Origin of the sequence: Bradyrhizobium zhengyangense (genome assembly GCF_022012435.1) — a bacterium.
GTDB classification, from domain to species: Bacteria; Pseudomonadota; Alphaproteobacteria; order Rhizobiales; family Xanthobacteraceae; genus Bradyrhizobium; species Bradyrhizobium zhengyangense.
Genome location: NZ_JAKLUA010000002.1, coordinates 318,078 through 330,124 on the forward strand (window position 1 = coordinate 318,078; position 12,047 = coordinate 330,124).

At 62.1% G+C, this 12,047-nt stretch carries 9 protein-coding genes and 1 pseudogene; 2 read left to right on the forward strand and 8 right to left on the reverse strand.

The window, feature by feature from the left end; all coding sequences use genetic code 11:
- From rbbA to L6637_RS09970, 8 genes are all read right to left on the reverse strand, one after another.
- Positions 1–2,739 (reverse strand): ribosome-associated ATPase/putative transporter RbbA, encoded by a 2,739-nt coding sequence (gene rbbA / locus L6637_RS09935; protein WP_237863508.1) that lies wholly within the window; start codon positions 2,737–2,739, stop codon positions 1–3.
- Positions 2,726–3,637 carry an HlyD family secretion protein gene (locus L6637_RS09940; RefSeq protein ID WP_237870359.1) on the reverse strand — a complete coding sequence of 304 codons (912 nt, stop codon included), beginning with the start codon at positions 3,635–3,637 and terminating at the stop codon, positions 2,726–2,728. The genes rbbA and L6637_RS09940 overlap by 14 nt, the downstream gene beginning before the upstream one ends.
- A gap of 441 nt (positions 3,638–4,078) precedes the next feature.
- Positions 4,079–4,921, reverse strand: a complete 843-nt coding sequence (locus tag L6637_RS09945; protein ID WP_237863510.1) for an ABC transporter permease — start codon at positions 4,919–4,921, stop codon at positions 4,079–4,081.
- Positions 4,922–4,927: 6 nt separating this feature from the next.
- The gene (locus L6637_RS09950; RefSeq protein WP_237863511.1) at positions 4,928–5,854 is read right to left on the reverse strand and encodes an ABC transporter permease; all 927 of its coding nucleotides are present in this window, start codon (positions 5,852–5,854) and stop codon (positions 4,928–4,930) included.
- Positions 5,851–6,918, reverse strand: coding sequence for an ABC transporter ATP-binding protein (locus L6637_RS09955; RefSeq protein ID WP_237863512.1), 1,068 nt, complete (start codon positions 6,916–6,918; stop codon positions 5,851–5,853). Before L6637_RS09955 ends, L6637_RS09950 begins: the two co-directional genes overlap by 4 nt.
- A gap of 66 nt (positions 6,919–6,984) precedes the next feature.
- Positions 6,985–8,166, reverse strand: coding sequence for an extracellular solute-binding protein (locus L6637_RS09960; RefSeq protein WP_237863513.1), 1,182 nt, complete (start codon positions 8,164–8,166; stop codon positions 6,985–6,987).
- Between the two features lie 49 nt (positions 8,167–8,215).
- Positions 8,216–9,049 carry a GntR family transcriptional regulator gene (locus L6637_RS09965; RefSeq protein WP_237863514.1) on the reverse strand — a complete coding sequence of 278 codons (834 nt, stop codon included), beginning with the start codon at positions 9,047–9,049 and terminating at the stop codon, positions 8,216–8,218.
- Positions 9,050–9,399: 350 nt separating this feature from the next.
- Positions 9,400–9,774: an Ig-like domain-containing protein gene (locus L6637_RS09970; protein WP_237863515.1), complete on the reverse strand. Its 375-nt coding sequence runs from the start codon at positions 9,772–9,774 to the stop codon at positions 9,400–9,402.
- 325 nt (positions 9,775–10,099) lie between these two features.
- Between L6637_RS09970 and atpC the strand changes: the two are divergent.
- Both atpC and L6637_RS09980 read left to right on the forward strand, forming a co-directional pair.
- Positions 10,100–10,219: pseudogene (atpC, locus tag L6637_RS09975) on the forward strand (F0F1 ATP synthase subunit epsilon); the annotation flags it as partial.
- A 210-nt stretch (positions 10,220–10,429) separates the two neighbouring features.
- A complete protein-coding gene (locus L6637_RS09980) occupies positions 10,430–11,860 on the forward strand; it encodes an OprD family outer membrane porin (RefSeq protein ID WP_237870361.1) in 1,431 nt (476 codons plus the stop codon).
- Positions 11,861–12,047 lie beyond the last annotated feature (187 nt).

Consider the following 12,047-nt stretch of genomic DNA (forward strand, 5'->3'; position numbering starts at 1 on the left):
TCAGCCGTCCTGTTTGCGCAACAAGAGGCTCGCGGCCACGAGATAGGCAAGACCGAAGGCGAGCAGGATGAGATGGTTCGGATAGAGTTCGACGAAGCTGCGCGCCTTGGTGATGGTGCCCAGTGAAATGTTCTGAAACCAGAGCGAGGGAAAGCTCATGCCGATGAATCGACCGCTGCCCTGCAGGGCGGCGGCCGGGTAGAGGTAGCCGGAGAAATTGATCGCCGGGACGGTGCTGACGATGGCGGTGACGATGATCGCAGCCACCTGGCTGCGCACGAAGACGGACACGAGAATGCCGAAGGCAGTAGAGGCGAAGATATAGAGCAGGCCGCCCAGCGCGAGCGCGGCAACCGAGCCCTTGACGATTACGCCGAAGGCAAGGCTCGCCAGCACCAAGAGGCTGACGAAACTCGCGCAGCTGAAGAGAATGTAGGGCAGCTGCTTGCCGAGCAGGAACTCCGCGACCGTCGCCGGCGAGGCGTAGAGATTGGTGATCGATCCGAGCTCGCGCTCGCGCACCACGCCGAGGGCGGCGAGCATTGACGGGAAGAGCACCATGAAGATCATGACCAGTCCCGGCGTGAGCGCAAACACGCTGCGGAAATCCTGGTTATAGCGAAAACGCGGCTCGAGCGAGGCCGCCACGAGCTTCGGCACAGCGCCGCGGGTGCGGCGCGCGAGGTCCTCGACATAGGAGAGCACGATGCCGTCCACGTAGTTGCGCGTCGTCTCGGCGTGGAAGGGCGTCGCACCGTCGAGGAAGAAGGCGACCTCGGGCTGGCGGCCGGCGACGAGATCGCGGCCGTAGCCGGGCGGGATGTCGATCACCAGGCGCAGGTCGCCGGCGCGCAGACGACGATCGACCTCCGTCTCGCTGTGCAGGGGCGTCATCTGTCTGAAATAGCGCGAGGCGGCGAAGCTCTCGACCAGTTGCCGGCTGTCGGCGCTGTGGTCGCGATCGAGCACGGCGAAAGACAGGTTCTCCACGTCGAAGGTGATGCCGTATCCAAAGGTCAGAAGCAGCAGCAGCGGACCGAGCAGCGCAAAGCCCAGTCGTACCCAGTCGCGTAGCAGTTCGCGCATCTCGCGGTAGCTGAATGCCCACATGCGGCGCAGCGATGCCCGCAGGCTGTCATTCGGCAGCGGACGGGCTGCCGCCGACGTCGTCCAGACGGCGTGCGCCCCTTCGTCGACCGTCCCGTCGGGATCGGCCTCTTCGAGATAGGCGATGAACGCGTCCTCCAGGCTGGCCGTGTTCCTGGCCTGCCGCAGCTCTTTTGGCGTGCCGACAGCAAGCACCTTGCCGGCGTGCATGAGGGAAACGCGATCGCAGCGCTCGGCCTCGTTCATGAAATGCGTCGACACGAAGATGGTCACGCCGTCGCGGCGGGACAACTCGCCAAGCAGGCGCCAGAACATGTCGCGCGCGGCGGGATCGACCCCGGAGGTCGGCTCGTCGAGGATCATCACCTCGGGGCGATGCAGGCATGCCGCAGCAAGCTGCAGCCGCTGCCGCATGCCGAGCGGCAGGCTCGGCGGCTTGCTGCTTGCCGCCTCGACCAGGCCGAAATGTTCCAGGGCCCGATCGGCAACCTGCTTCACCTCCGCTTCCGCAATACGATAGAGGCGCGCATGCAGCTCGAGATTTTGGCGGACTGTCAGCTCCTCGTAGAGCGAGAAGCCCTGGGACATGTAGCCGACGCGCAGGCGCGTGGCGAGGTCGCCCGCCTCGACGGGACGTCCGAGCAGTTCGGCGCGTCCGTCGCTGATGTCCAACAGGCCGGTGAGCATCTTCATCGTCGTGGTCTTGCCGCAGCCGTTCGAGCCGAGGAACCCGAAGATCTCGCCACGCCGGATGCTGAAGCTGACATGATCGACGGCGACGAAGTCGCCGAACCGGCGCGTCAGCCCCTCGGCCACGATGGCCGGCGTGTCGTCAGCGCTCGGTGGCAAAGGCGCGATGGGCACCATCTCAGGTGCGACGCTGCCGCCGTGTAGCGCGATATAGGCCTGTTCGAAGTGCTGGGTTCCGGTCTGCTTGAGGAGCTCGGACGGAGCGCCCTGCGCGAGCACGCGGCCGGCGTCGATGGCGACGACGTGATCGAAGCGCTCGGCTTCCTCCATATAGGCGGTCGAGACCAGCACTGTGAGCTGCGGACGCTGGGCGCGAATGTCGTCGATCAGCCGCCAGAACTGTCGCCGCGACAGGGGGTCGACGCCGGTGGTCGGTTCGTCGAGGATGAGCAGGTCGGGATCGTGGATCAGCGTGCAGCACAGCGACAGCTTCTGCTTCATGCCGCCCGAGAGATTGCCGGCCGGCCGGTCGGGAAACGGAGCAAGGCCGGTCGCTCTCAACAATTGCTTGATGCGAGCCGCGCGCTCGGTCGCCGACTGGCCGAACAGGCGGCCGAAATAATCGATGTTCTCGGCGACCGATAGGCTCGGATAGAGATTGCGCCCGAGGCCCTGCGGCATGTAGGCGATGCGCGCCATGATGTCGTCGCGGTGGGCGCGCGAGGCGATGTCGCCGCCCAGTGTCCGGATGCTGCCGGCCTGCAAGCGGCGGACGCCGGCGATCAGCGCCAGCAGGGTCGATTTGCCGACGCCGTCAGGCCCGACCAGCGCCGTGGCGCTGCCGGCGCGGACGGACAGGCCGATGTCGGCCAGCGCCGTTACCTTGCCGTAGCGGTAGGCGACCTCGCTGACTTCAACGGCGAAAGGCTCAGCCGGCGACATTGGGCAGCCGGATGGCAAGCCAGGCGGGCCAAGTCGCGTTCGGAGTCACCTGGACATAGGCGTTGCCGCTGAGGCCGGCTTTGACATAGTCCCGGTAGGTGTCGAGCAGCTTCGGGTCGATGGCGAGCTTGACGCGGTACATCAGCTTCTGCCGCTCGTTCTGCGTCTCGACCGTCTTCGGCGTGAACTGCGCCTCGGCAGCGACGAAGGAGACAGTGGCAGGGAACACGGCGTTCGGAACCGAGTCGAGCACGATGCGCGCCTGCGAGCCGAGTGCGATCCGGCCGCTCTCGCCGGTCGGCAGGAAGACGGTCATGTAGACGTCGGAGAGATCGAGGATAGTGACCACACGACCGCCTGCCGCGACCACTTCGCCGGCCTGCACAAGCTTGTACTCGACACGGCCCGACACCGGCGTGTGCAGTTCGGAATCGCTGAGCGTCGCCTCGATCTGCGCGACCTGGGCATCGGCGGCCTCCCTGGCCGCATTGGCTTCGACCATCGCCGCGCGCGCACCCTCGATTTGTGCGGCGGCGACGAGGCTTTGTGCGCGGCGCCGTTCGAGATCGGCCCTGGTTCCGGCGGACGTCTGCTCAAGACGCGTCGCGCGCTGCGTCTCGATCTCGGCCAAGTCGTACTCCGCCTTGCGGATATTGATGTCGGCCTCGGCATGGGTGATGGAGGCTGCGGCGCGCTGAACCGCGGCCTTGGCGCCGGCAAGCTGTGCGCGCAGCTCCGTGGTATCGAGCGCGGCGATCAGCTCGCCCTTCTCAACGGCATCACCTTCCTTGACGCGGACTTGCGCCACCCGCCCGGGCAATTTGGAGGCGATGTCGACGCGCGTCACTTCGATGCGGCCGTTGGCGGTCGCAAGCCCGACAGGGGTCTGCACCGCCATCACTTGCGTCCAGTAGATATATCCGCCTGCAGCAAGCGTAAGCAGGGCGGCGATAGCAAATACTGCGGGGCCACGCATTGTTAGGCGCCATATCTCAACGGTCCGATCGAATGCCTTGAATAGCCTGAGATCGTCGGACCAGCTTGAGTTAGCTCAATGAGGGCGCTGCTTGGCTGGCCTCGTGGTCGACTTGGCAATGACTTGCCCAAGATTTACCCACCGCCCCAGACCCGCTCGTGGTTGGATTTTCGCTGTCAACGGTTGATCCACGATGAGCGGATCTTGGCTCAGAAGAGGGGACTTTTCGGCCTTATTCCAAACGCCCCCTTGAAATCGTTGAATTATCAAACTGATTTTGATTCCGCCATTCGGAGGCCCGGACCCACTTAGCGCGAAGCCCGCGGCGCACTCGCAACAGCGCGGCGGAATTTTTTTGTCATCTTACCTCGCTGCTTCCTGCTTAGCGCGGGCGACCATCTGGGTGGGATCGACGAAACGTAGCGCGATCAGCAGCCAGATCAGCGTGGTGATCATGTAGATGACCGCCATCGCGTCGATCGACTGGCCCGCCCTCACGCCGGCTGCATAGACGGCGTAGTAAAGCGCGACAACCAGCGTCTGGCTATCGGGCCCGGCGGTAAAAAAAGTCAACTCGAACATCGCAATCGTGCGTACCAGTACCAGTAGCAGCGCTGCCAGAATGCCCGGTGCGAGCAGCGGAACCAGGACGTAAACAAACAGCTGCCCTGTCCCGGCGCCGAACACGCGGGCCGCGGACTCGATACGCGGGTCGATTTGCTCGATAAAGGGGATCATCACCAGGATGACGAAAGGCACTGTCGGCACGAGGTTGGCAATGATGACGCCCCAAAATGTTCCGCCGACGCCGAGCCGATAGAGCACGGTCGCGAGCGGAATGCCGAACGTGATCGGCGGGATCATCAGGGGGAGCAGAAACAACAGCATGACGAGCTGCTTGCCGGGGAAGTTGCGGCGGGCCAGCGCATAGGCTGCGGGCACGCCGAACAGCCCTGATAACAGCACCACAGCGCCAACTACCTGGAACGTGGTGATCAACACATCACCGAGCTGAAATTCGTCCCACGCCGAGCGGTACCAGCGAGTCGTGTAGCCGGCCGGCAACCACGTTCCGAGCCATCGCGTGCCGAAGGAGTTGATCACGACCGTCGCAATCATCGCCATGAAGTTGATGATGAAGAAGATAACGGCTGCCCAGATCGCCACGGCCCACAGTCGCTCGGAGATGGTCTTGTCCTGGCCCATTGCCCTTTAGCCCTTTCCGCCACCCGCCGCGCCACGGTAGAACAGGTTTCGCCCCGCGAGTGCCAGCACGACGACGGTGAGTTGCACGAAGCCCATGATCATTGCGATCGTCGCGGCCATGGACGCGTCGTACTGCTCGTAGGCAGCCTGATAGGCAGCGATCGAGATCACTCTTGTATCGCCGGCCGGCGCCCCCAGCAGCACCGCCGACGGAAACACTGAAAACGTTTGAACGAAGGAGAGGCAGAAGTTGACAGCGAGCCCCTGCACCAGCAGCGGCAGCACAATATGGCGGAAGCGCGCTCGGGCCGTGGCCCCGAGCGTTGCGGCGGCCTGCTCGAGCGAGGCATCGATCCCGGTGATATAAGAGAGGGTCAGCAGAAAGGTGAAGGGGAAGCCGGACAGAATCAGGGAGATCATCACGCCGGTGTAGTTGTGCACGAGCCGCAGCGGCGCGCTGATCACGCCCAACAGCATCAGCGTGCGATTCAGCCAGCCCTGCGGACCGAGATAATTGAGCAGGCCCTCGGCGATCAGCACCGTGCCGAGCGTGATCGGGATGACGAGGATTGTCGTCAACAGCCGGCGGCGGTGCAGCTTGCGCACGCGAAGCGCGACCGGAATCGAAACCAGTACGTTGATGATGGTCGCCGGCAGCGCGAGCCGCAATGTCGCGTAAATAGTGTCATAGAGGAACGGGTCGGAGAAGAATTTTCTGTAGTTGGCAAGGAAGTCCCCGGCACGCGGCTTGAATGACAACACCAAACCATAGAGGAACGGATAGACGAAGAGACCGAGCACAAAAAGCACCGCAGGCACCACCAGAAGGGTGATGCCGTCGATGTCATGGAGCGCAAGCCGGACGCGCCAGGGAGTGCGTTCATGAGTACTCTCTTGCGTGGCGCGCGCCAGCCGATCGGAAGTATGGGTCATGATGTGCCCGCATAAATCAGCACGCGGGTCGGATCGGCGGCCAGGAGCACCCGCTCGCCCTTCCGTACTGGTTGCGGTGAGCAGAAATAGAGCTCGGTACCGTCGCTTGCACGTCCGGAGCAGTAGAACTCGCGTCCGTGGTACTGCGCGCTCTCCACAATCGCGGCTACTGGTCCGTCGCTGGCGGGCCTGAGATCGTCGGGCCGAACGGCAACGATCGCCTGATCGGCGGGGCGTTGTTCGATGGCCATCCCTTTGAGCGCAGCGCCGCCGACAGACACCTGAATGCAACCGCTGCCGCCGCCGTCGAGCACGCGCGCGGGCAGCACGTTGCGATAACCCATGAACTCCGCAACATCGGCATGCGCCGGCCGGCCGTAGAGCTCCGCCGGCGTGCCGACCTGGCGCACCGTGCCGTCGCGCATCACGACGATCCGGTCGGCCAGCGAAAGCGCCTCCTCCTGGTCGTGGGTGACATAGATGGTGGCCGAGCCGATCAGGTCATGGATGCGGCGGATCTCCGAGCGCATTTCCAGTCGAAGCTTTGCATCCAGGTTGGACAGCGGCTCATCCATCAAGACCAGCGGCGGTTCGATCACGATGGCACGTGCGATCGCCACGCGTTGTTGCTGACCGCCCGAAAGCTGACCCGGCAGCTTGTCGCCCTGCTGGCCGAGGCGGACGATGGCAAGGGCTTCCTCGACCTTGCGCGCGATCTCCTCCTTTGGCCTGCGTTGCATTGTGAGCCCGAAGCCGATGTTGCGGCGGACTGTCATATGCGGAAACAGCGCATAGTTCTGGAACACCATGCCGAAGCCGCGCTCTTCCGGCTTGAGCCGGTCGATCCGGGTCTGGTCGAGCCAGATGCTGCCGCCGCTCAGCGTGAGCAGGCCTGCGAGGCAGTTGAGTGCGGTCGACTTGCCGCATCCGGACGGGCCGAGGAGTGCAATGAACTCGCCCCGTTTGACGCTCAGGCTGACGCCCTTGAGGGCGTTCAGCATGCCAAAGCTGCGATTCAGGTCCTCCAGCCGGAGCTCGCGGAAGTCACGTCCTGCAATCGACATGTATCAAGAACTCCAGGAGAACCAGGCTGCTCTCATCTGAGGGCCATAAAGGCAGGCCACCCCGCGTCATTTCTTCTTTTGGGCGCCGATCTGCTCATCCCAGCGACCGAAGGCGTAGACGAGCTTATCGGGTGTCAGCGGCAGCTCCTGTGGGTTGCCAGTGATCGCGGCCTCATATTCCGCGCGACCGAATTCCTTGATGACGTCTTGGCTGTCCTGTGGCGCCATCGCCAGCGTGACATCCTTCACTGCCGGTCCCGGATAAAAGTAGCCGGTGTCGTAGGTGGTGGCCTGCGCGTCCTTGCCGAGCAGATAGTTGAGGAGATCGAGCAGCACCGCGAGCTTGTCAGGGCTGACGCCCTTGGGGATACACAGATAGTGGGCGTCGAGAATCCAGTGGAAGCCTTTCAGGAAGAAGACCTTTGCTTCTTTCGGCACAACGCCGAGCGCACGCGGGTTGATGTCCCAGCCCATCTGTGAGGGGATCATGTCGCGCGAACCTTCGCCGAGCTCCTTCATCACCGCGCCCGTACCCGCGGGATAATATTCGACGTTTTGCCCAAGCTCCTTGAGGAACGACCATGTCTTGTCCCAGCCGTCCTTTGGATCCTTCGGGTCTTTGTCCCCGAGGATGTAGGGAAGCCCCATCATGAATACGCGGCCCGGACCCGAGTTGGCGGGACGTGCGTACATGAATCGGTTGGGGTTGGCCTTGGCCCAGGCCAGCAACTCCTCGGCCGTGCCCGGCACCTGCTTCACCTTCTCGGGCATGTATTCCATCACGGGGCCTGCCGGACAGAACACAATGCAAACGCCCTGATTGGCCGCGAGCCCCTGCATGGCGCGCGCGCCCGGCAGATAGATATCGTCGAGCTTCGGCAGCTTGTCCGCGTAGTCCTTCACGGTCGGAATCCAGAGGTTCTGGTCGACTCCCGCTGAGAGGGCATCGATGCCGGTCAGCACGCCGTCAATGTCGACCCGGCCAGCGTCCTGTTGCGCCTTGATTTTGCCGGGCAGCTCCGGCGCCGGCGCCTTGGTAAAGGTGATCTTGGAGACGAGACTGGGCTTCTTGGCGCGGTAGGCCTCGATCGCCTTTTGCGTCAAAGCCAGGTTGCCGGCAACGTCGACGATGTTCAAGGAAACGGGGGAGGACGGCAGCGGCGGAGACGCCGCGAAAGCGCGACCGTTGAAGGCGAACGAGCCGGCGAGGCCCGCGACGACGTTGCGGCGAGTAGGTGCAAATGTCATGGCCGTTCTCTCTCCCTTTTGAATTGGCGCGCAACGTCTTGCGCGATGCTTATGGTAAGTTGTCGGCTTGTACTTTCCGCGGCCGCTTCCGGGCTTCTTGATCGAGTGCTTCGCGCCGCGGCTGCAGATTTCCGTCCTCTTCGGCGAAATAGTCGTACTTCCCACCCTTGAGAATCTCGATGGTCTTCAGAATTCCCCGCGTGTGGGTGCGCATGGCCGCGACAGCGCCCTCGCGATCCCGGGCGCAGAGCCCGTCGATGATGAGGGCGTGCTGGGCGATGACAGATGGTTGTTTGTGCAGGATCGTCATAGCGAGATAGCGCACGCGATCCATCTGTGCCTTGGCACCGGCCACAAACTGCCAGGCTGTCGGATGGCCGGCGATCGAAAAAATCCGGGCATGCATGGCCTCGTCGGCGCGGATAAAGCCCTCCTCGTCGCCGCTTCGCTGCAATGCGCGCTGGCGATCCAGAAGAGCCTTCAGGTCATCGGCCTGCCTGGAATCCATCTGCGCGACCGCCTTTTCGACCGCGGCGCATTCCAGCGTCTCGCGAACGAATTGGCTGTCCAAGACCTCGGCGAGTTTGATCGGTGCGACGAACGAGCCATATTGCGGAAATATCTCGACCAGGCCTTCATCAGCGAGCTTGATCATGGCCTCCCGGATTGGCGTTCGCGATACGCGAAAACGTTGGACCAATTCCTGATCGGTTAGGCCGGCGCGTGGCGGCAGGCGACCGCAGATGATGTCGCGGCGCAGGAGGGCATGGATCTGCTCTGCGATGGTATTGCGCCTCAACAGAATTGCGTCGGCCTCGGCGGGTGCGGAGCTGATTGGACGGCCGCCTTGGCGACCGCGATCGCGCGCCGTGCGTCGGTCCAAGCTTTCCTCCCATCTTAGAATTGGAACACTAGTATATTAGTCCGCCCCGTAGCGTCAACTCGTTGGAAATCTGGGTCAAGAGAGCGCCGAGCATCGAAACGGCCGTCAAATTGCTCAAAGAGGCCGGCAGGCCAGCTTACGGCCGAAGATTGTTTTGCTAACGCTACTGCTCTTGGGAGCGGACGCCGCGGCCCGAGCGGGTTATGCGAGAACTTGTCCGCATGAATCAGTTTTGCTGTTTCTGCCGTGACTCGCGCGGTCCGGCTCATCGCTTCGATAGCGAACAGCCGAACGACCGCGGGCCTGATTCCTGACGTGCCGCATGATTTCGAGATCGGTGTCCCAAGCGACTATTGCACAGTTGCATTCATAGTAATGATAGACGTGCCATGACCTGTTGGACCCTTGCCCGTCGCGGCGACCGCGAAGCTATCCGGACCTTTGTAGCCGGCCTTCGCCGTGTACACATAGGTCGTTACGTTAAGCTTCGTCAGGGTGCCGTGCGCAGGCTTTGTCGCGATCTTCGAACTCAGCATTTCGCCGGCGATTCTGACGGGAAACTGGCAGCTTCCACCTGAAGCGACGGCGAAATAACCGGTCGAGTTGACTCCCCAGTCGGACAACGTCCCGGTGGCCGGGCACTCCGAGGCTGCGAACGCCGGCGAAGACGCAAGTCCAATGTGTGCGAAGATTGCGGCAAACGTACAGACCGTAAACTTGTGCATTGTCGTCCTCCTCCAGATGGTGAGTATCAATGTCGCCAATCTGTGACACTGGGACGTTCTGTCTCTTGCGATAAGTCAAAGGTGCGAACGTGATTTGGCGTGAGGCTCAAGTGTAAGGCGCCGCAGAACCTGCGCGTATTCTGTCTGTCGCTTTGCCGTTCCCGAAGATGGTTGCGGGCCGCGTGAGAACGCGAGGATGGATGGAAGTCCAGATGCTTGCGACACGAGGGGAGCCATAGCGGTGAACACAAGCGTCTTCGCCGAGACGGGGCGAACGAGGAGTAAGCTGCGGCAAATTGCGCGGGAGCTCTTGAGGGGGACTGGCATGTCTGCGTTTGAAGTGTCTTTGGTCAGTCCGGCAGGGATCGTGTTTCTCGGCGAGGCTCATCAGGTCGATCTGCCGGGAATTGAAGGCGATCTCGGTGTCCTTGCCGGACACGCGCCGACGTGGCGCTCTAGCACTGCAGTCTCGGCGAGGTTCGCGTAAGCACCTTCGGGACGAGTAACTCAATCTGGCAAGCAGTGCTTCGATACCGCTGACGGTACTCAGGGGGAGCTGAGGTTGATCTAAGTCAAAGGTTGGACTGAGAGAAATGCTGTCGTGATCCTTAACCAGCATGCGATCAATCCGCTCCCGGGGACAGGAGAAGGAAGTATGCACAGCATGTTTCGAATCAGGTGCAGCCGCTTCGTTGCTTCAGCCGGCCTCGTTGCAATTTGCTTCTGCGCCGCGCCGCTGGCAACAGCCCAAGAACTTCTGCTGCCCGCGTCGCGAGATGAAATTGCCGATCGCGAGCGTCTGTCCTCGTGGACGCTGGACAAGTTCCCCGCGCAACCGTTCATGAAGGAAATCTACTGGGGCCGGAATGCACAGGAACTGCCGGCGTTTTTTCGAGATTCACTGGTGCAGTACGTCGCACGAACCTACTACATGAACCGCGACAATTTCGACGGAACCAAGTCGCAGGCTTATGCCGCAGGTGGATGGCTTGCGATCCGATCTGGTCTGATCGGCGACCTGTTCGGCGTTCACGCCGCATTCTATGGATCGGAGAAGATATTTGGTCCTCCGGACCAAGACGGTACGAAGTTGTTGGCGCCGGGCCAGAACAACATCAATACCTTGGGGCAGATCTACGGACGGATTCAACTTGGCGACCAGGAAATCCGTGGCGGCCGGCAATTGGTCGACACGCCATTGATCAATCCTCAAGACAATCGGATGGTGCCCAATACGTTCGAGGCCGCGACGCTTGTATCGTTACCGGACAAGGATCGCCTCTACGACTACGCCCTTGGTTACATCTGGAATATCAAGCCGCGCGATTCGAACGATTTCATTTCGATGTCGAATGCGCTTGCCGGAACCGGTACAGAGGGCACGCCATTTGGAATGATGAGGCTGCGCCCGATCCCTGGCCTCGTGCTGACGGCGATGGATTACAACGTCCAGAATTTCATCAATTCCGGTTTCGGCCAGGCGGAGTATGACTTCAGGCAGCCAAAGGGAATGCCAAACTTCATCTTGGGCGGCAATGTCATCGCCCAGACGAGCGTCGGCGACAACCTGCTGACGGGCAATTCATTCGAGACCTATCAGGCTTCTGCAAAGGCACAGATGGCGTATGCCGGCTGGACGCTCTTCGTTGCGGGATCGGCGACAGGAAACCAGTCCAAGATCTATTCGCCTTTTGGCACCAAACCGAACTACACGGACATGCAGCAGGTGTCCTTTGACAACGCCGGCGAGAAGGCAATCGGCGGCAGCGCGGCCTATGATTTCGCGGCCTTTGGGCTCCCCGGATTGAGCACCGGTGCCTGGTATAGCCAGGGGTGGGGAGCCCTGAATCCGCTGACCAACGTGGCGATCCCCGACCGTCGAGAACTGGACGTTGCAGTACCGGCCGACCGAAGGCCCCTTGAAAGGCCTGCGGCTGAAGACGCAGTACTCAAATGCTTGGCAACAAGGCAACTTGCGCCCCACACAGCAAGAATTCCGCTTGATTGCCGATTACACTGTGCTCTTCAGGCCGGAACCGTCGGTGTCGAAGCAATAGGGGAGCCACTTTCTCCTGAACACAATTAAGCGTAGCGCGAATACACGGGCTCGCATTGCACCGATGTGTCACGAGTTCGACGGCGCTTCTCTGTCTGTCGAGGCTCCCGGGGGACGGTCCGATGGCAACCGACAGGCCGGCGCGCGAAGGCTGGTCAGATGGCCCCGGTGATCGCGTCGCCTGAATTTTTCAGGGTATTCAGGCATATGGTCTTGG

Excerpts from the sequence above, each read along its gene's own strand:
- rbbA (WP_237863508.1), bottom strand. The coding sequence starts at position 2,739 with ATGTCGCCGGCTGAGCCTTTCGCCGTTGAAGTCAGCGAGGTCGCCTAC.
- L6637_RS09940 (WP_237870359.1), bottom strand. The coding sequence starts at position 3,637 with ATGGCGGTGCAGACCCCTGTCGGGCTTGCGACCGCCAACGGCCGCATC.
- L6637_RS09945 (WP_237863510.1), bottom strand. The coding sequence starts at position 4,921 with ATGGGCCAGGACAAGACCATCTCCGAGCGACTGTGGGCCGTGGCGATC.
- L6637_RS09950 (WP_237863511.1), bottom strand. The coding sequence starts at position 5,854 with ATGACCCATACTTCCGATCGGCTGGCGCGCGCCACGCAAGAGAGTACT.
- L6637_RS09955 (WP_237863512.1), bottom strand. The coding sequence starts at position 6,918 with ATGTCGATTGCAGGACGTGACTTCCGCGAGCTCCGGCTGGAGGACCTG.
- L6637_RS09960 (WP_237863513.1), bottom strand. The coding sequence starts at position 8,166 with ATGACATTTGCACCTACTCGCCGCAACGTCGTCGCGGGCCTCGCCGGC.
- L6637_RS09970 (WP_237863515.1), bottom strand. The coding sequence starts at position 9,774 with ATGCACAAGTTTACGGTCTGTACGTTTGCCGCAATCTTCGCACACATT.
- L6637_RS09980 (WP_237870361.1), top strand. The coding sequence starts at position 10,430 with ATGCACAGCATGTTTCGAATCAGGTGCAGCCGCTTCGTTGCTTCAGCC.